16 protein-coding genes are annotated in these 17,277 nt (G+C 67.8%); 12 read left to right on the forward strand and 4 right to left on the reverse strand.

The features are described from left to right. The first annotated feature begins 79 nt into the window (after window positions 1-79). From fleQ to fliJ, 9 genes are all read left to right on the forward strand, one after another. Entirely contained in the window at window positions 80-1,552 is a 1,473-nt protein-coding gene (gene fleQ, locus HMPREF3014_RS02730) for a transcriptional regulator FleQ (protein ID WP_003086448.1), read from the forward strand. Window positions 1,553-1,664: 112 nt separating this feature from the next. After that, the gene (gene fleS, locus HMPREF3014_RS02735; protein ID WP_003082199.1) at window positions 1,665-2,873 is read left to right on the forward strand and encodes a sensor histidine kinase FleS; all 1,209 of its coding nucleotides are present in this window, start codon (window positions 1,665-1,667) and stop codon (window positions 2,871-2,873) included. 4 nt (window positions 2,874-2,877) lie between these two features. Further along, complete coding sequence (gene fleR / locus HMPREF3014_RS02740) at window positions 2,878-4,299, forward strand: sigma-54-dependent response regulator transcription factor FleR (RefSeq protein ID WP_003082202.1); 1,422 nt, start codon at window positions 2,878-2,880, stop codon at window positions 4,297-4,299. Window positions 4,300-4,545: 246 nt separating this feature from the next. Next, window positions 4,546-4,875 (forward strand): flagellar hook-basal body complex protein FliE, encoded by a 330-nt coding sequence (fliE, locus tag HMPREF3014_RS02745; protein ID WP_003082207.1) that lies wholly within the window; start codon window positions 4,546-4,548, stop codon window positions 4,873-4,875. A 22-nt stretch (window positions 4,876-4,897) separates the two neighbouring features. Beyond that, window positions 4,898-6,694 carry a flagellar basal-body MS-ring/collar protein FliF gene (gene fliF / locus HMPREF3014_RS02750; RefSeq protein ID WP_023087679.1) on the forward strand — a complete coding sequence of 599 codons (1,797 nt, stop codon included), beginning with the start codon at window positions 4,898-4,900 and terminating at the stop codon, window positions 6,692-6,694. Window positions 6,695-6,699: 5 nt separating this feature from the next. Beyond that, complete coding sequence (gene fliG, locus HMPREF3014_RS02755) at window positions 6,700-7,716, forward strand: flagellar motor switch protein FliG (protein ID WP_003082212.1); 1,017 nt, start codon at window positions 6,700-6,702, stop codon at window positions 7,714-7,716. A gap of 1 nt (window position 7,717) precedes the next feature. Next, the gene (fliH, locus tag HMPREF3014_RS02760; protein WP_003082217.1) at window positions 7,718-8,524 is read left to right on the forward strand and encodes a flagellar assembly protein FliH; all 807 of its coding nucleotides are present in this window, start codon (window positions 7,718-7,720) and stop codon (window positions 8,522-8,524) included. Then, window positions 8,514-9,869, forward strand: a complete 1,356-nt coding sequence (fliI, locus tag HMPREF3014_RS02765) for a flagellar protein export ATPase FliI (protein ID WP_003086458.1) — start codon at window positions 8,514-8,516, stop codon at window positions 9,867-9,869. The genes fliH and fliI overlap by 11 nt, the downstream gene beginning before the upstream one ends. 13 nt (window positions 9,870-9,882) lie before the next feature. Beyond that, on the forward strand, window positions 9,883-10,326 hold the full coding sequence (gene fliJ / locus HMPREF3014_RS02770) for a flagellar export protein FliJ (protein ID WP_003082220.1): 444 nt from the start codon (window positions 9,883-9,885) through the stop codon (window positions 10,324-10,326). Window positions 10,327-10,330: 4 nt separating this feature from the next. Here the strand turns inward: fliJ and HMPREF3014_RS02775 are convergent, their stop codons facing one another. The 3 genes from HMPREF3014_RS02775 to HMPREF3014_RS02785 form a co-directional block, all read right to left on the reverse strand. Further along, complete coding sequence (locus tag HMPREF3014_RS02775) at window positions 10,331-11,044, reverse strand: TorF family putative porin (RefSeq protein ID WP_003086461.1); 714 nt, start codon at window positions 11,042-11,044, stop codon at window positions 10,331-10,333. Window positions 11,045-11,242: 198 nt separating this feature from the next. Then, window positions 11,243-12,439 (reverse strand): diguanylate cyclase RoeA, encoded by a 1,197-nt coding sequence (gene roeA, locus HMPREF3014_RS02780; protein WP_003082226.1) that lies wholly within the window; start codon window positions 12,437-12,439, stop codon window positions 11,243-11,245. Between the two features lie 116 nt (window positions 12,440-12,555). Beyond that, window positions 12,556-13,713, reverse strand: a complete 1,158-nt coding sequence (locus HMPREF3014_RS02785) for a multidrug effflux MFS transporter (RefSeq protein ID WP_023087678.1) — start codon at window positions 13,711-13,713, stop codon at window positions 12,556-12,558. An 89-nt stretch (window positions 13,714-13,802) separates the two neighbouring features. Between HMPREF3014_RS02785 and HMPREF3014_RS02790 the strand changes: the two genes are divergently transcribed. Beyond that, the gene (locus tag HMPREF3014_RS02790) at window positions 13,803-14,582 is read left to right on the forward strand and encodes an AraC family transcriptional regulator (protein ID WP_003145488.1); all 780 of its coding nucleotides are present in this window, start codon (window positions 13,803-13,805) and stop codon (window positions 14,580-14,582) included. Between the two features lie 4 nt (window positions 14,583-14,586). On the opposite strand, the gene HMPREF3014_RS02795 is transcribed toward HMPREF3014_RS02790, so the two are convergent. After that, window positions 14,587-15,297, reverse strand: a complete 711-nt coding sequence (locus HMPREF3014_RS02795) for an rRNA pseudouridine synthase (protein ID WP_003086466.1) — start codon at window positions 15,295-15,297, stop codon at window positions 14,587-14,589. Between the two features lie 112 nt (window positions 15,298-15,409). Between HMPREF3014_RS02795 and hcuA the strand changes: the two genes are divergently transcribed. Further along, window positions 15,410-16,033, forward strand: coding sequence for a hydrophobic compound transporter HcuA (gene hcuA, locus HMPREF3014_RS02800; RefSeq protein ID WP_003082239.1), 624 nt, complete (start codon window positions 15,410-15,412; stop codon window positions 16,031-16,033). Between the two features lie 92 nt (window positions 16,034-16,125). Then, a complete protein-coding gene (gene hcuB / locus HMPREF3014_RS02805) occupies window positions 16,126-17,274 on the forward strand; it encodes a hydrophobic compound transporter HcuB (protein WP_003112500.1) in 1,149 nt (382 codons plus the stop codon). Window positions 17,275-17,277: the final 3 nt, after the last annotated feature.

Below are 17,277 nucleotides of genomic sequence, written 5' to 3' on the forward strand. Positions count from 1 at the left end.
TGCTTATTAGAAATAGGCATTAGTCCCAGCCCTCTTTCGGGTCGAGCGAGACCCATTCGATGCAAGGCAGCTGATCAAAATGTGGCGCGAAACCAAACTCTTGCTGATTGACGACAATCTCGATCGCAGTCGCGACCTGGCAGTCATTCTCAACTTCCTCGGCGAAGATCAGCTGACCTGCAACAGCGAGGATTGGCGAGAGGTAGCGGCGGGCCTGAGCAACAGTCGCGAAGCCCTGTGCGTGCTGCTCGGTAGCGTCGAGTCGAAGGGCGGGGCGGTAGAGCTGCTGAAGCAGCTGGCCAGTTGGGACGAGTACCTGCCGATCCTGCTGATCGGCGAGCCGGCCCCGGCCGACTGGCCGGAAGAGCTGCGCCGCCGGGTGCTCGCCAGCCTGGAGATGCCGCCCAGCTACAACAAGCTGCTCGACTCCCTGCATCGCGCCCAGGTCTACCGCGAGATGTACGACCAGGCCCGCGAGCGCGGCCGTTCCCGCGAGCCGAACCTGTTCCGCAGCCTGGTCGGCACCAGCCGGGCGATCCAGCAGGTGCGGCAGATGATGCAGCAGGTCGCCGATACCGATGCCAGCGTGCTGATCCTCGGCGAGTCCGGCACCGGCAAGGAAGTGGTGGCGCGCAACCTGCATTACCATTCCAAGCGCCGCGAGGGGCCCTTCGTCCCGGTGAACTGCGGGGCGATCCCGGCGGAACTGCTGGAAAGCGAACTGTTCGGCCACGAGAAGGGCGCCTTCACCGGTGCCATCACCAGCCGTGCCGGACGTTTCGAGCTGGCCAACGGCGGCACCCTGTTCCTCGACGAGATCGGCGACATGCCGCTGCCGATGCAGGTCAAGCTGCTGCGCGTGCTGCAGGAGCGCACCTTCGAAAGGGTCGGCAGCAACAAGACGCAGAACGTCGACGTGCGGATCATCGCCGCGACCCACAAGAACCTCGAGAAGATGATCGAGGACGGCACTTTCCGCGAAGACCTCTACTACCGCCTCAACGTATTCCCCATCGAGATGGCGCCGCTGCGCGAGCGGGTGGAAGACATCGCCCTGCTGCTCAACGAACTGATCTCGCGGATGGAGCATGAGAAGCGCGGGTCGATCCGCTTCAACTCGGCAGCGATCATGTCGCTCTGCCGCCACGACTGGCCGGGCAACGTCCGCGAACTGGCGAACCTGGTGGAGCGCCTGGCGATCATGCATCCCTACGGGGTGATCGGGGTCGGCGAACTGCCGAAGAAATTCCGCCATGTCGACGACGAGGACGAGCAACTCGCCAGCAGCCTGCGCGAAGAGCTGGAAGAGCGCGCGGCGATCAACGCCGGGCTGCCGGGAATGGACGCGCCGGCGATGCTGCCGGCCGAAGGCCTGGACCTCAAGGACTACCTGGCCAACCTCGAGCAGGGCCTGATCCAGCAGGCCCTCGACGACGCCGGCGGAGTGGTCGCGCGGGCCGCCGAACGCCTGCGCATCCGTCGCACCACGCTGGTGGAGAAGATGCGCAAGTACGGCATGAGCCGGCGCGACGACGACCTGTCGGATGATTGACAGGTCGTTTCGCAACGCTTTGATTTTCAAATGAAAAAAATTTAGGCACGGGTATTGCTATATCTCCGTCGACCGACAGAACCATGACGTCGCGCCGACCGAGAGAAACGCAATGCAACCAGCCCTCCACGCCTTCCCCGAGCAGCCAGCCGATACGGCCGAGGCCACCAGCCGCGCCGGCCTCGAGCAGGCCTTCGCGCTGTTCAACCAGATGTCCAGCCAGCTCAGCGAGTCCTATAGCCTGCTGGAGGAGCGCGTTACCGAGCTGAAAGGGCAACTGGCCCTGGTCAGCGCGCAGCGCATGGAGGAGCTGGCGGAAAAGGAGCGCCTGGCGAACCGCTTGCAGAGCCTGCTCGACCTGCTTCCCGGCGGCGTCATCGTCATCGATGCCCATGGCGTGGTCCGCGAGGCCAACCCGGCGGCCCTGGGCCTGCTTGGCGAGCCGTTGGTGGGCATGCTCTGGCGTGAGGTGATCGCCCGCTGCTTCGCTCCGCGCGAGGATGACGGTCACGAGATTTCCCTGCGCGACGGACGTCGCCTGTCCATCGCCACCCGCTCGCTGAACGGCGAACCGGGGCAACTGATCCTGCTCAACGACCTCACCGATACCCGCCGTCTCCAGGAGCAACTGGCGCGCCACGAGCGCCTGTCGGCGCTGGGGCGGATGGTCGCCTCGCTGGCCCACCAGATCCGCACGCCGTTGTCGGCGGCGTTGCTCTATGCCGGGCACCTCAGCGAGCAGGCGCTGCCGACCGACCAGCAGCAACGCTTCGCCGGGCGCCTGAAGGAGCGCCTGCACGAACTGGAGCATCAGGTACGCGACATGCTGGTGTTCGCCCGCGGCGAGCTGCCACTGACCGACCGGGTGGCGCCGAAGGCGCTGTTCGACAGCCTGCGCGCGGCGGCCGAAGTCCATGTCCAGGGGCTCCAGGTGCGTTGGCAGTGCGAGGCGCGCGGCGGCGAGCTGCTGTGCAATCGCGACACCCTGGTGGGCACCGTGCTCAACCTGGTGGAGAACGCGATCCAGGCCTGCGGGCCCGAACTGCGCCTGAAGGTGCATCTCTATGCCCGCGCCGACAGCCTGCGCCTCAGCGTCAGCGACAACGGACCGGGTATGGACCCGGCGACCCTGGCGCGCCTGGGCGAACCCTTCTTCACCACCAAGACCACCGGTACCGGGCTCGGCCTGGCGGTGGTCAAGGCCGTGGCGCGCGCCCACCAGGGGCAATTGCAGTTGCGCTCTCGGCCGGGGCGCGGCACCTGCGCCACCTTGATCCTGCCGCTGATTCCGGCGGCGCCTCTTTCTGCGATTCAGGAGTAACCCCATGGCAGCCAAAGTCCTGCTGGTCGAAGACGACCGCGCACTACGCGAAGCCCTCAGCGACACCCTGCTACTGGGCGGTCACGAGTTCGTCGCCGTGGACTCGGCGGAGGCGGCGCTGCCGGTCCTGGCCCGCGAAGCCTTCAGCCTGGTGATCAGCGACGTGAACATGCCGGGCATGGACGGACACCAGTTGCTCGGCCTGATCCGTACACGCTACCCGCACCTGCCGGTGTTGCTGATGACCGCCTACGGCGCGGTCGATCGCGCCGTCGAGGCGATGCGCCAGGGCGCCGCCGACTACCTGGTCAAGCCGTTCGAGGCGCGGGCGCTGCTCGACCTGGTGGCACGCCATGCGCTGGGCCAGTTGCCGGGCAGCGAGGAGGATGGTCCGGTGGCCCTGGAGCCGGCCAGCCGGCAGTTGCTGGAACTGGCCGCGCGGGTCGCGCGCAGCGATTCCACCGTGCTGATCTCCGGCGAGTCCGGGACCGGCAAGGAAGTCCTGGCCAACTATATCCACCAGCAATCGCCGCGTGCCGGCAAGCCGTTCATTGCGATCAACTGCGCGGCGATCCCGGACAACATGCTCGAGGCCACCCTGTTCGGCCACGAGAAAGGTTCCTTCACCGGCGCCATTGCCGCCCAGCCCGGCAAGTTCGAGCTGGCCGACGGCGGCACCATTCTTCTCGACGAGATATCGGAAATGCCCCTCGGCCTGCAGGCCAAGCTGTTGCGCGTATTGCAGGAGCGCGAGGTGGAGCGGGTCGGTGCGCGCAAACCGATCAACCTGGATATCCGCGTGCTTGCCACGACCAACCGCGACCTCGCGGCGGAAGTCGCGGCGGGGCGTTTCCGCGAGGACCTCTACTATCGCCTGTCGGTCTTCCCGCTGGCCTGGCGGCCGCTGCGCGAACGCCCTGCGGACATCCTGCCGCTGGCCGAGCGTCTGCTGCGCAAGCACAGCCGCAAGATGAACCTCGGCGCGGTGGCGCTCGGCCCCGAGGCCGCCCAGTGCCTGGTCCGGCATGCCTGGCCGGGCAACGTACGGGAACTCGACAACGCCATCCAGCGTGCATTGATCCTGCAACAGGGCGGCCTGATCCAGCCCGCCGACCTGTGCCTCACCGCGCCGATCGGCATGCCGCTCGCGGCCCCGGTGCCGGTGCCCATGCCGGCAATGCCACCGGCCACCCCGCCGAGCGTCGAGATTCCGTCGCCGGCCGCAGGCCAGGACGCTAGCGGCGCGCTGGGCGACGACCTGCGCCGCCGCGAATTCCAGGTGATCATCGATACCCTGCGCACCGAGCGCGGCCGCCGCAAGGAGGCCGCCGAGCGCCTTGGCATCAGCCCGCGGACCCTGCGCTACAAGCTCGCCCAGATGCGCGACGCCGGGATGGACGTGGAGGCCTATCTCTACGCCATCTGAGGGCTCGCCATGTTCCCCAGGCCCGCCTCGTGCGGGCCTTTTGCGTCCGCCGCCGGTCGTCGCCCGGGGCTGTTCGAGCGTGCGCGCCTGCCGATAACCGGAGCAGGGACGGACCCTGCTGCGGTCGCGGGCATTGGCGGCGAACGCCGATGCCGGGCCTTGGGGGCGACTTGGCACCCTTGTTGCTAACTCCTCTGCAAAGTGCCGGGCGGCGTCAAAAAAGCCGCGGCTGTTGGAGGAAGAGTCATGAGTCAGGGTGTCGAGTTCAATCGTCTGATGCTGGAAATGCGTTCCATGCAAATGGAAGCCATGGCCAAGGCCAAACCGGCTCAGGCGCCGGCCGAAGCGGGGGCGCCGAGCTTTTCGGAAATGCTCTCCCAGGCCGTGGACAAGGTGAACGAGACCCAGCAGGCCTCCACCGCGATGGCCAACGCCTTCGAGGTCGGCCAGAGCGGCGTCGACCTGACCGACGTGATGATCGCCAGCCAGAAGGCCAGCGTGTCGTTCCAGGCCATGACCCAGGTGCGCAACAAGCTGGTCCAGGCCTACCAAGACATCATGCAGATGCCGGTCTGAGCGGCGCGAGGATAACTAGTTCATGGCCGATGCACTGATCGACAGCCAGGTTCCCGCCAAGAGCGGCGGTGCCGGGATGCTGCAGAAATCCTTCCCGGGACTGTCGTTCCTCGACAACCTTTCCGAGATGACCATGCTGCGCCAGATCGGCCTGCTGGTCGGTCTCGCCGCCAGCGTGGCGATCGGCTTCGCCGTCGTGCTCTGGTCCCAGCAGCCGGACTACAAGCCGCTCTATGGCAGCCTCAACGGGGTCGACGCGAACCGTGTGGTGGAAGCGCTGACCGCGGCGGACATTCCCTACAAGGTCGAACCCAACTCCGGCGCGCTGCTGGTCAAGGCCGACGACCTCGGCCGGGCACGCATGAAGGTGGCCTCCGCCGGCGTGGCGCCGACCGACAACAACGTCGGTTTCGAGATCCTCGACAAGGAACAGGCGCTGGGCACCAGCCAGTTCATGGAAGCCACCAACTACCGCCGCGGCCTGGAAGGCGAGCTGGCGCGCACCGTGTCGAGCCTGAACAACGTCAAGGCCGCCCGCGTGCACCTGGCGATCCCGAAGAGTTCGGTGTTCGTCCGCGACGACCGCAAGCCCAGCGCCTCGGTGCTGGTCGAGCTGTATCCGGGTCGCAGCCTGGAGCCGAGCCAGGTGATGGCGATCGTCAACCTGGTCGCCACCAGTGTGCCGGAGCTGGACAAGTCGCAGGTCACCGTGGTCGACCAGAAGGGCAACCTGCTCTCCGACCAGCAGGAACTCTCCGAGCTGACCATGGCCGGCAAGCAGTTCGACTTTACCCGGCGCATGGAAGGCCTGCTCACCCAGCGCGTGCACAATATCCTGCAACCGGTGCTGGGCAACGGTCGCTACAAGGCCGAGGTGTCCGCCGACGTTGACTTCAGCGCGGTCGAGTCGACCTCGGAGATGTACAACCCGGACCAGCCGGCCCTGCGCAGCGAGCAACGCAACAACGAGGAACGGCAGAATTCGTCCGGCCCGCAGGGCGTGCCGGGGGCGCTGTCGAACCAGCCGCCGGGCCCGGCCAGCGCGCCGCAGCAGGCCACCGCCAGCGCGCCGGCCGACTACGTCGCGCCGGGCCAGCCGCTGAAGGACGCCAACGGCCAGACCATCATCGATCCGAAGACCGGCAAGCCGGAGCTGGCGCCGTACCCGACCGACAAGCGCGACCAGACCACCCGCAACTACGAACTGGACCGCTCGATCAGCTACACCAAGCAGCAGCAGGGGCGCTTGCGCCGACTGTCGGTGGCGGTGGTGCTGGACGACCAGATGAAGGTCGACGCGAAGACCGGCGAGGTCAGCCACCAGCCCTGGAGCGCCGACGAACTGGCGCGCTTCACCCGCCTGGTACAGGATTCGGTGGGCTACGACGCCAGCCGCGGCGACAGCGTCAGCGTGATCAACGCGCCGTTCGCCCCGGCCCAGGCCGAAGAGATCGACAGCATTCCGTTCTACTCGCAGCCGTGGTTCTGGGACATCGTCAAGCAGGTGCTCGGCGTGCTGTTCATCCTGGTCCTGGTGTTCGGTGTGCTGCGTCCGGTGCTGAGCAACATCACCGGCGGCGGCAAGGGCAAGTCGCTGGCCGGCGGCGGCGGTCGCGACGGCGACCTGGCGCTGGGCGAGAGTGGCCTGGAAGGCTCGCTGGCCGACGACCGGGTGAGCATCGGCGGGCCGTCGAGCATCCTCCTGCCGAGCCCCACGGAGGGGTATGATGCGCAATTGAACGCGATCAAGAACCTGGTCGCACAGGACCCGGGCCGCGTCGCCCAGGTCGTGAAAGAGTGGATCAACGCCGATGAGTAAGCGCCATGAGTGAGAATCGTCTCGCCGCCAAACTGACCAAGGTCGACAAGGCCGCCATCCTGCTCCTGTCGCTCGGCGAGACCGACGCGGCGCAGGTGCTGCGGCACATGGGACCGAAAGAGGTGCAGCGGGTCGGCGTGGCCATGGCGTCGATGCGCAACGTGCATCGCGAACAGGTCGAGCAGGTGATGGGCGAGTTCGTCGAAGTGGTCGGCGACCAGACCAGCCTCGGCGTCGGTGCCGACGGCTACATCCGCAAGATGCTCACCCAGGCCCTCGGCGAGGACAAGGCCAACAACCTGATCGACCGCATCCTCCTCGGCGGCAGCACCAGCGGCCTGGACAGCCTGAAGTGGATGGAGCCGCGTGCCGTGGCCGACGTGATCCGTTACGAACACCCGCAGATCCAGGCCATCGTGGTCGCCTACCTCGATCCCGACCAGGCCGCCGAGGTGCTCAGCCATTTCGACCACAAGGTGCGCCTGGATATCGTCCTGCGCGTCTCCTCGCTGAACACCGTGCAGCCCTCGGCGCTGAAGGAACTCAACCTGATCCTGGAGAAGCAGTTCGCCGGCAATTCCAACGCCACCCGCACCACCATGGGCGGGGTCAAGCGCGCGGCGGACATCATGAACTACCTCGACAGCTCCATCGAAGGCCAGCTGATGGATTCGATCCGCGAGGTCGACGAAGACCTGTCCGGACAGATCGAGGACCTGATGTTCGTCTTCGACAACCTCGCCGACGTCGACGACCGTGGCATCCAGGCGCTGCTCCGGGAAGTCTCCTCGGACGTACTGGTGCTGGCGCTCAAGGGCTCCGACGAGGCGATCCGCGAGAAGGTCTTCAAGAACATGTCCAAGCGTGCCGCCGAGCTGCTGCGCGACGACCTGGAGGCCAAGGGGCCGGTACGGGTCAGCGAAGTGGAAGGTGCGCAGAAGGAAATCCTCACCATTGCCCGGCGCATGGCCGAGTCCGGCGATATCGTGCTGGGCGGCAAGGGTGGCGAGGAGATGATCTGAGGTGGTCCCCCACGACAAGGACAAAGACAATCCCAGCGAACTGATCCGCGGCAAGGACGTGGCGGCCTTCGGCCTCTGGTCGTTGCCGAGCTTCGACGAGCCGCGCGACGAGCCGGCCGTTGCCGCGCCGCAGGTGCCCGCGGTCGCCGAACCCGCGCCGGCGCCGCCGGCGGTGGAAGAGGTCGAGCTGGAGACCGTCAAGCCGCCGACGCTGGAGGAGATCGAGGCGATCCGCCAGGACGCCTACAACGAAGGCTTCGCCACCGGCGAGCGCGACGGTTTCCACGCCGGCCAGTTGAAGGCGCGGCAGGAAGCCGAGGAGGCGCTGAAGGAGCGCCTGCAAAGTCTCGAGCGTCTGATGACGCAGCTTCTGGAACCCATCGCCGAGCAGGACGCCCTGATCGAGCAGGGCATGGTCAACCTGGTCAACCACGTTGCCCGCCAAGTGATCCAGCGCGAACTGCACATGGACTCCAGCCATGTCCGCCAGGTCCTGCGCGAGGCTCTGAAGCTGCTGCCGATGGGCGCGGCGAACATCCGTATCCATGTCAACCCGCAGGACTTCGAGCGGGTCAAGGCGCTGCGCGAGCGCCACGAAGAGAGCTGGCGGATTCTCGAGGACGATTCGTTGCTGCCCGGCGGCTGCCGCATCGAGACCGAGCACAGTCGCATCGACGCGACCATCGAGACGCGCCTGGCGCAGGCAGTGAAGCAACTGTTCGAGCAACAGCGCGAACAGGCGACCCATCCGCTGGCCAGCGACATCCGGATCGACCTCGACGCCCCCGGAGACGTCGATGCGCCTTGAGCGAACCAGTTTCGCCAGGCGCCTGGAGGGCTACACCGAGGCTGTCTCGCTGCCGGCGCAGCCGGTGGTCGAGGGCCGCCTGCTGCGCATGGTCGGCCTGACCCTCGAAGCCGAAGGCCTGCAGGCCGCGGTCGGCAGCCGCTGCAACGTGATCAACGAAAGCGGCTACCACCCGGTGCAGGTGGAGGCCGAAGTGATGGGCTTTTCCGGTAGCAAGGTGTACCTGATGCCGGTCGGCAGCCTCGCCGGCATCGCGCCCGGCGCGCGGGTCGTGCCGCTGCCGGACACCGGGCGCCTGCCGATGGGCATGTCGATGCTCGGCCGCGTGCTCGACGGCGCCGGCCGCGCCCTCGACGGCAAGGGCGGGATGCGCGCCGAAGACTGGGTGCCGATGGACGGCCCGACGATCAACCCGCTCAAGCGCCACCCGATCAGCGAACCTCTCGACGTCGGCATCCGCTCGATCAATGGCCTGCTCACGGTCGGCCGCGGCCAGCGCCTCGGCCTGTTCGCCGGTACCGGGGTGGGCAAGTCGGTGCTGCTGGGGATGATGACCCGCTTCACCAGGGCCGACATCATCGTCGTCGGTCTGATCGGCGAGCGGGGCCGCGAGGTGAAGGAGTTCATCGACGAGATCCTCGGCGAGGAAGGCCTCAAGCGCTCCGTGGTGGTCGCCTCGCCGGCCGACGACGCGCCGCTGATGCGCCTGCGTGCCGCGCAATACTGCACGCGGATCGCCGAGTACTTCCGCGACAAGGGCAAGAACGTATTGCTGCTGATGGACTCGCTGACCCGCTACGCCCAGGCCCAGCGCGAGATCGCCCTGGCCATCGGCGAGCCACCGGCGACCAAGGGGTATCCGCCATCGGTGTTCGCCAAGCTGCCGAAGCTGGTGGAACGCGCCGGCAATGCCGAAGCCGGTGGCGGCTCGATCACCGCGTTCTACACCGTGCTCTCCGAGGGCGACGACCAGCAGGACCCGATCGCCGACGCCGCTCGCGGCGTGCTCGACGGGCACTTCGTATTGTCCCGGCGGCTGGCCGAGGAAGGCCACTATCCGGCCATCGATATCGAAGCTTCGATCAGCCGGGTGATGCCGCAGGTGGTCGAGGCCGAGCACCTGCGCGACGCCCAGCGCTTCAAGCAGCTCTGGTCGCGCTACCAGCAGAGTCGCGACCTGATCAGCGTCGGTGCCTACGTGGCCGGCGGCGATCCCGAGACCGACCTGGCCATCGCGCGCTTCCCGGTCATGCGCCAGTTCCTGCGCCAGGGCCTCGACGAAAGCGAAAGCCTGGCGGAAAGCCGTGCGCGGCTGGCGAGCCTGCTCGCCGGCGGGCAGGCCTGAGGCGCCCTGAGGCATGGAGAAGCGCGCGGCGCGGCTGGCGCCGGTGGTGGACATGGCCAGCAAGGCCGAGCGGGATGCCGCGACCCAGCTGGGCAGGTGCCAGCAGCAATTGCTCGCGGCACAGCAGAAGCTGGCGGAGCTGGAACGCTACCGCAACGACTACCAGCAGCAATGGATCAGCCAGGGCCAGAAGGGCGTCAGTGGCCAGTGGCTGATGAACTACCAGCGCTTCCTCTCGCAACTGGAGACCGCCGTCGCCCAGCAGGCCAACAGCGTGACCTGGCACCGCGAGGCGGTGGACAAGGCGCGGCTCAACTGGCAGGAGAGATACGCCCGCCTGGAAGGGCTGCGCAAGCTGGTCGAGCGCTACCTGGAAGAGGCGCGCCAGGCCGAGGACAAGCGCGAGCAGAAACAGCTCGACGAACTCGCCCAGCGTACCCGCCGCCAGGACGACTGACGACTCAGAAGAACGGACGCGACGCCTTCAGCATGAACGTGGTGTCGCAGTAGCTGTTGTGTCCCGAGTAGGCGCTGCAATCGCTGCCGGTCAGGCTGGTGCCGCTGTAGGACAGGTTCAGGTCGATGCCCAGCCAGGGCCGCGAGAGGTTCACCGACCAGTCGTTGAAGACGCTCACGTAGCCCCCGCCGCTGAGGCTCGCCGGGTTGTCCAGGCGATGGTTGCCGTACTTCAGGGTGACGTCGAAACCGAACGGCGGGTTGACCCCGAGGTCGGCGAACAGGGTGGTGTCGTTGCGCCCCGGGTCGCTGCTCAGGGCCGCGCCGAGCCGGCTGCCGAAGATCGACAGGCCGCCGTAGAGTTCGGCTGCGTCGTTGGCCGGCTGCTCCGGGCGGCTGTAGCGGATCAGGCCCATTTCGTAGCCCAGGCGGTTGTTCAGCGGGCGCTTGAAGCCGGCGTAGGAGTCGATCTCGGTGGGCTTGCCGGGGTCGAGGTTGGAGGTCCAGTTGCCGATGTACCAGCCACTTTCGTGGCTTAGGTCGAGGCCGCCGTGGAAACTGCCGGAGCTGCCCGGGGTGACCAGGCCCTGGGCCATGCTGCGGGTCGGACTGGTGGCCAGCTTGAGTTCGAAATCGCCCAGGTCGCGGGCCATCACCTGGGCCAGGGCCGAGGAGCTGGCGAGCAGGGCACAGGTGAGCACGAGCAGGTGCTTGAGCATGGTTCTCCCCTGGTAATGCGGACAACGGCGCTGCGCCGGTCTTCCCGCACGACGCCAACGGCAAGGCCGCGGCATGGGGCCGGGCGAGGTCGGGCAGGTCGGAAGGGCAGGAAGAGCGGCGAGCTAGAGCGCCACGGACCATCTTAACCAAGGTTCGGGCGGCTGACCGACCGCTCGTCAGGGCCGGCCGATCAATTGTTACCGCAGGCTTTCCGCGAGGCTGGCCAGGCGAATCACTTCCACCCGGTTGCGACCGCTGCTCTTGGCCCGGTAGAGAGCCTGGTCGGCGGCGCTGTAGAGCTGCTCGTAGCTGGCCTGGCCGCCTCCGTCGAGGCTGGCCACGCCGAAGCTGGCGGTCAGGCAGAGCACGCCGTCCTGCGTCGCCAGCGGGGTACCTTCGAGGCGTTCGCGGAGTTTTTCCGCAAGGCTGCGAGCCTGCTGCTCGGCGGTGTCGGGCAGGAGCAGGAGGAATTCTTCCCCGCCCAGGCGCGCCACGCTGTCGCTGCTACGGGTATTGCCGCGCAGCAGGTTGGCGGCATGGCGGATGACCTCGTCGCCGAAGGGGTGCCCATAGCGGTCGTTGATGTACTTGAAGTGATCCAGGTCGACCATCAGCAGGCTCAGCGGCTGCGGTTGGCGAGCGATGCGCGCGAGCTCCATGAGCACCAACTGGTCGAACTCGCGACGATTGAACAGGCCGGTCAGGGGGTCGTGACCGGCCAGGTACTCCAACTGGCGATTCTTCTCCTCCAGCTCCTGCCGCTGCAACTCCAGCTTGCGTTGCTGGCGCAGGTTGCGCACGTGGCCGTGCCAGAGGATCAGCGACAGCAGCAGGCCGAGGCCGAACGCGGTGAGGCCGTTGGCCTGGTTCGACAGGCGCAGTTGCGGGTCGGCCTGGGCGTGGTCCATCGCCACCTCGAAGGCCAGCATCGCCAGACCGTAGAAGGGCACCGCGTAGGCCGGGCGGATCAGGATGAACATGGCGCAGGCGAAACAGGCCAGCAGCAGCGGCGTGATGTTGCTGGTGATGCGCTGGTCGATGCAGGCGATGGCGACGCCGAAGCCTATGATCCCTGCGCCGCCCAGCAGGATCAGCAGGCGCATGCGCCACAGCTTGGGCGGCTGGCGGCGCAGCCATAGCGCGAGCAGGCCGATGCCGCCGAAGAGCAGGGCCATGGCGCCATGGGCGTACATGATTTCCTGGCGCCAGAGCTGATGGCCGAGGTCCGGGCGGAAGTCCTTCAGGGAAAACACCAGGATGTGGATCAGGTTGAAGGGGACGGTCAGCAGCGCGAGGTGGGTCAGACGCGAGAGATTCTCCAGGGCGATGGGAAGGGCCAGGGACGAATTCACCTCGATGGCGTGCTGGATCGATTCGAGCGTCGTTCTGGCCACGTTCTGCGGGTCCGCATGGGCGCTGTGCCATCACAGCATAGCAGCGTCGCGACGGCCGCCCTATCCGGCTTTCCGGGCCGGTCGTCCGGTTTGCACGGGCGTACCTGGCGCCGCTTTCATTCCGGCAGCCGCCTGGCCAGCAGCAGTGCGACCAGGCCCAGCAGGCTCCAGTACGCGGCCAGCGGCCAGGGACGGTCGAACGGTAGCAGGGTGGACGCGCCCAGTCCGAGGCCGATCAGCAGGTAGTAGGCGAGCCCGAACAGGGCTCCGGCGCGTCCCCGGCAATCGTCGTAGGCGTGCAGCGCCGGACCCAGCAGGTTGGGAATCGCCACGCCGAAGCCGATGAAGATCGGCAGGGCTGGCAGCGCCCAGTACAGGCCTTCGGCGTATCCGACGGCGGCCAACAGCGTCTGCGCTGTCGCGCCGGCGGCCGCCAGCGCTAGGCCCAGGCGTACCCGGCGAGCGCTGTTCCAGGTGCGCGGCAGGCGTCGGTTGAGCAAGGCGCCGAGGCTCCCGGCAAGGGCGATGGCCAGGCCGATCCAGCCGAAGCCCAGGCCGGGCAGGTCGCCGACCATGAACGGCCCGGCGGCGTAGAAGGAGAACACCAGCACATTGAGCACCGCCACCAGCAGTGCGCGCGTTTGTAGCGGGCGGTCGGCCAGGACCCGTCGGAAGATCGCCAGGGTCGCGGGCTCGGGCGTGCCCGCCAGCAGCGGACGGGTTTCCGGCCAGGCCGGGACGACCAGCGCCGCCAGCGAGGCGAGCAGCACCGCCAGGGTGGCGAACACCGCCGGGTGCCCGCCGAGGTCGGCCAGCCACTGGCCGCCGAGGGGGCCGACTGCCGGCGACCAGGCCAGCACCGCGCCGAGCGTGACGAAATAGCTCATCAACGCCGGGCCTTGCAGCACATCGCGCAGGCTGGCCTGCACCGTCACCGAGCAGGTCGCCAGGCCGAGGCCCTGGACCAGGCGACAGGCAAGCAGGTAGGAATAGTCGGTACTGGCCCAGGCACTGAAGGTCGCCAGGGCCGCCAGGCCGAGCCCGCCGAGCAGAGCCGGGCGCCGGCCGAGGCGGTCGGCCAGCAAGCCCCAGAGCCAGATGCCGGGGGCGAAACCGACGAAGAACAGCGCCATGGTCCACTGGCTGGTAGCGTCGTCCAGTCGCCAGTGGCTGGCCAGGGCCGGCAGCGCGGGGGAAAGGATGGTTTCGGCGACTTGCGGCAGGGCTAGCAGGGCGAGCACCAGCAGCAGGGGAGGGCGAGGACGGTCAGGCATGATGGCTCCGGAAAAAAGAGCCAAGCCTAGGCCGCCTGCGCCTGGCAGAATGCTGCGGTCAGGACGGAAAACATCGCGAAGAGGACAAGGTGCCGCGCTATCCCTACGAACGGGTCGAGGATCCCGATTTCGCCCGCTGCCCGGTGGTCGGCCTCGAGGTCGACAGCACCGGCCACCGCAGCGACTGGCATTGCCACCGGCGCGCGCAGTTGCTGTACATGGCGGCCGGTAGCGTCACGCTGTATTTCGCCGAGCGCATTTGCCAATTGACGCCGCTCCAGGCCGCCTGGCTGCCGGCCGGCGTGCCGCATCGCACGGTCCTGCACGGCCGCTTCGCCTACCGTAGCCTGTACTTCGAACCCTCGGCGTTCGCCGAGCTGCCGGACAGCGTCCAGGTCCTCGAAGTCGGGCCGCTAATGCGCGAACTGATCCTGCGCATGACCGGCTGGGCAGCCGACTTGCAATTGGAAGGGCCGCACCTGACGCTGTTGCGCGCACTGTTCGATGAACTGGCGAGCGCGCCGGCACACGCCGCGAGCCTGCCGATGCCGCGCGATGCGCGGGCGCTGAAGGTGGCCGAGGCGCTGCTGGCGCAACCCGCGCTGGACTGGAGCATCGAGGCATGGGGACGTGAGGTCGGCGCCAGCGGGCGGACCCTGGCGCGTCTGTTCACCGAGCAGACCGGCCTGGGTTTCTCCCGCTGGCGAACCCAGGCGCGCTTGTTCGAAGCGCGGAGGCGCCTGGCCGAAGGCCGCTCGGTGACCGAGGTCGCCCACGCCCTGGGCTACGCCAGCGACAGCGCGTTCATCGCCATGTACCGGCGGGTCTGCGGGCAGTCGCCGGGGCGCGCCCTGCGTGGCCTCGAATGAGCGCTCAGAAGCGTTCGTGGAGGCCGAGGTAGCGCCATTCGCCGAGCGGTAGCCTGGCCAGCGACAGCGCGCCGATGCGCAGGCGGCGGATGCTCCGCACTTCCAGCCCCTCGCTTTCGCACATGAAGCGCAACTGGCCGGGCAGCACGTCTTTGAGGGCGAAGCGCAGGTGGCTTTCGTTCTGCCAACTGACCTTGCACGGCGATAGCCTGCGGCCCTGGTAGGCGAGGCCGTGGCGCAGGCGCTCGAGGCCGCCGGCGGCCAGGTCGCCGGCGACCTCGACCAGGTATTCCTGCTCCAGCCGTGCACCGTCGTCCACCAGCTTGCGCAGTACGCCGTGCTGCTGGCTGAACACCACCAGCCCCGAAGCCTCGCTGTCCAGCGCAAGGGTGGGACGCTGGCGGGCGAAGTGTTTTTTCAGCGCTCGCAAGGGACTGGGGTCATCGCTCCAGCGCCGCCCCGCAGCGAGCAGGCCTTCGAAATCGTCGTGGCGCCAGCCGGCCGGCTTGTGCAACAGCAGGGTGGCCGGTTCGATCGTTTCCGCGCGGGCGCCCGGCAGCAGCTCCACGCGCTGGTCGAGCACCTTGAACTGTGGCTCCTCGATCACTTCGCCGTCGACGCTGACCCAGCCGCCCTCGATGTACAGCTCGGCTTCGCGGCGCGAGCAGGCGGTGAGTTCGGCGAGGCGTTTGGACAGGCGGATCGGGTCGGTCATGGCGAGGCTACTGGAATGAAAGACCGCCAGTTTACTCGTTGTGGCGATGGGCGCCGAGGAATGATTCGGCGCCCGCTCGGTCCCAACTTAAGGAACCGGAGAGGAGACCCTCATGCAGTCACGCCTGATCGATGGCCTGGAATGGGACCTGGACGAGGATGGCAGCGGCGGCCTGTGCAACGTCCATGGCGACAAGGTCCATCTGCGCCAGGGCGACATGGACGGCGCCTGCGGGCCCTACTGCCTGGTCATGGCGATGCTGGTCCGCGGCCAACTGCGCCGGCGCCAGGCCAAGGGCCTGGAGCGGGTCGACAGTCGCAGTCGCTACGGGCGCCTGATGAAGGCGCTGGACCAGCACGGCCCGCTGCTGCGCGTCGGCACCACCGGCGTCGACCTGCTGGAGCTGCTGGCCGAGATCAACGATACCGAGCATTTCGCCCTCAAGGGCGAGGGGCGCAGGTTGGTCCGGCACACCCGCGAATACCTGGAGGCCGGCTTTCCGGTAGTGCTCGGTTTCCACGGCCGCAAGGGCAGCGATATCCGCCACTGGGGCCTGGCCATCGGCATGAGCGAGCGCGCCTTCCTGCTCCTCGACCCGGCCCACGACCTGCCGCGCGGGCAGGCCTGGAACGCGGTGATCACCAGCGAGGCGCATGGTTCCCGGTTCGGCTATCGCTATATCAATGCCAAGGGCACCTGGGCGGTGACTCTCAAGGAAATGGTCGCCTTGCTTTGAGGGGCGGGTTTGTTACAGCCCGTGTGCGGACCGCCAGGCGCGGCGGATCTGCGACTAGAGTGGTGTTTTTCGCTTGGGGAAGGAGAGAACGCATGCCGGGCCTGTCTTTGAATGCCATCCTGCTGAGCGCCGTCGCGCTGCTCGCTCCGTCGGTCGAGGCGGTGGACGCCGGTCGCCACGACAGCGAGCTGGGCGCCGTCGAGGTCACCCCGGTGGTTGGCGGTCTGGCCTATCCCTGGGCCGTCGCCTTCCTGCCGGACAACCAGGGCATATTGGTCACCGAGCGGCCCGGCAGCTTGCGTTTCGTCAGTCCCGAGGGACAGTTGTCGGCGCCGCTGGAAGGCGTACCCAGGGTCTTCGCCAGCGGCCAGGGGGGACTGCTCGACGTCGCCTTGTCGCCGGGGTTCGCCGAGGACCGGCTGGTCTACCTGACCTATGCCGAGGCCGGCGAGGACGGCCGCGCCGGAACGGCGGCGGGACGTGGCCGGTTATCGGCGGACAAGCGACGGCTGGAGGGCTTCCACGTGATCTTCCGGCAGTTGCCGAAGCTTTCCAGCGGCCATCACTTCGGCTCGCGCCTGGTCTTCGACGGCAAGGGCCACCTGTTCATCGCCCTCGGCGAGAACAACCAGCGCAGCACCTCGCAGGACCTGGACAAGTTGCAGGGCAAGATCGTCCGCCTGTATCCGGACGGCGGCGTTCCCAAGGACAATCCCTTCGTCGGCCGTGCCGACGCGCGGCCGGAGATCTGGAGCTATGGCCACCGCAACCAGCAGGGCGCCGCGCTGAATCCCTGGACCGGCCGGCTCTGGACCCACGAGCACGGCCCGCGCGGCGGCGACGAGATCAACATACCCCAGGCCGGCGGGAACTACGGCTGGCCGCTGGCGACCCATGGAATCAACTACACCCTGCTGCCGATCCCCGAAGCCAGGGGCAAGGCCGTCGAAGGTACCGAGGCGCCGCACCATGTCTGGGAGAAGTCGCCGGCGATCAGCGGCATGGCGTTCTACGATGCGCAGCGCTTCCCGGCCTGGCAGCATAATTTGTTCATCGGCGCGCTGGCGACGCAGGAACTGATCCGCCTGCAACTGGATGGCGACCGGATCGTCCACGAAGAGCGCCTGCTGGGCGATCTCGGGGTGCGCATCCGCGACGTGCGGCAGGGCCCGGACGGCTATCTCTACCTGCTCACCGACCAGAAGGACGGGCAATTGCTGCGCCTGGGGTTGGCGCGCTAGCCT

It is taken from the genome of Pseudomonas sp. HMSC065H01 (genome assembly GCF_001815235.1).
GTDB classification, from domain to species: domain Bacteria; phylum Pseudomonadota; class Gammaproteobacteria; order Pseudomonadales; family Pseudomonadaceae; genus Pseudomonas; species Pseudomonas aeruginosa.

Coding starts and splice junctions, on each gene's coding strand:
- hcuB (WP_003112500.1), top strand. CDS start 16,126: ATGCCGGGCCTGTCTTTGAATGCCATCCTGCTGAGCGCCGTCGCGCTG.
- fleS (WP_003082199.1), top strand. CDS start 1,665: ATGCAACCAGCCCTCCACGCCTTCCCCGAGCAGCCAGCCGATACGGCC.
- fleR (WP_003082202.1), top strand. CDS start 2,878: ATGGCAGCCAAAGTCCTGCTGGTCGAAGACGACCGCGCACTACGCGAA.
- fliJ (WP_003082220.1), top strand. CDS start 9,883: ATGGAGAAGCGCGCGGCGCGGCTGGCGCCGGTGGTGGACATGGCCAGC.
- fliE (WP_003082207.1), top strand. CDS start 4,546: ATGAGTCAGGGTGTCGAGTTCAATCGTCTGATGCTGGAAATGCGTTCC.
- fliF (WP_023087679.1), top strand. CDS start 4,898: ATGGCCGATGCACTGATCGACAGCCAGGTTCCCGCCAAGAGCGGCGGT.
- HMPREF3014_RS02795 (WP_003086466.1), bottom strand. CDS start 15,297: ATGACCGACCCGATCCGCCTGTCCAAACGCCTCGCCGAACTCACCGCC.
- HMPREF3014_RS02785 (WP_023087678.1), bottom strand. CDS start 13,713: ATGCCTGACCGTCCTCGCCCTCCCCTGCTGCTGGTGCTCGCCCTGCTA.
- fliG (WP_003082212.1), top strand. CDS start 6,700: ATGAGTGAGAATCGTCTCGCCGCCAAACTGACCAAGGTCGACAAGGCC.
- HMPREF3014_RS02775 (WP_003086461.1), bottom strand. CDS start 11,044: ATGCTCAAGCACCTGCTCGTGCTCACCTGTGCCCTGCTCGCCAGCTCC.
- fleQ (WP_003086448.1), top strand. CDS start 80: ATGTGGCGCGAAACCAAACTCTTGCTGATTGACGACAATCTCGATCGC.
- hcuA (WP_003082239.1), top strand. CDS start 15,410: ATGCAGTCACGCCTGATCGATGGCCTGGAATGGGACCTGGACGAGGAT.
- fliI (WP_003086458.1), top strand. CDS start 8,514: ATGCGCCTTGAGCGAACCAGTTTCGCCAGGCGCCTGGAGGGCTACACC.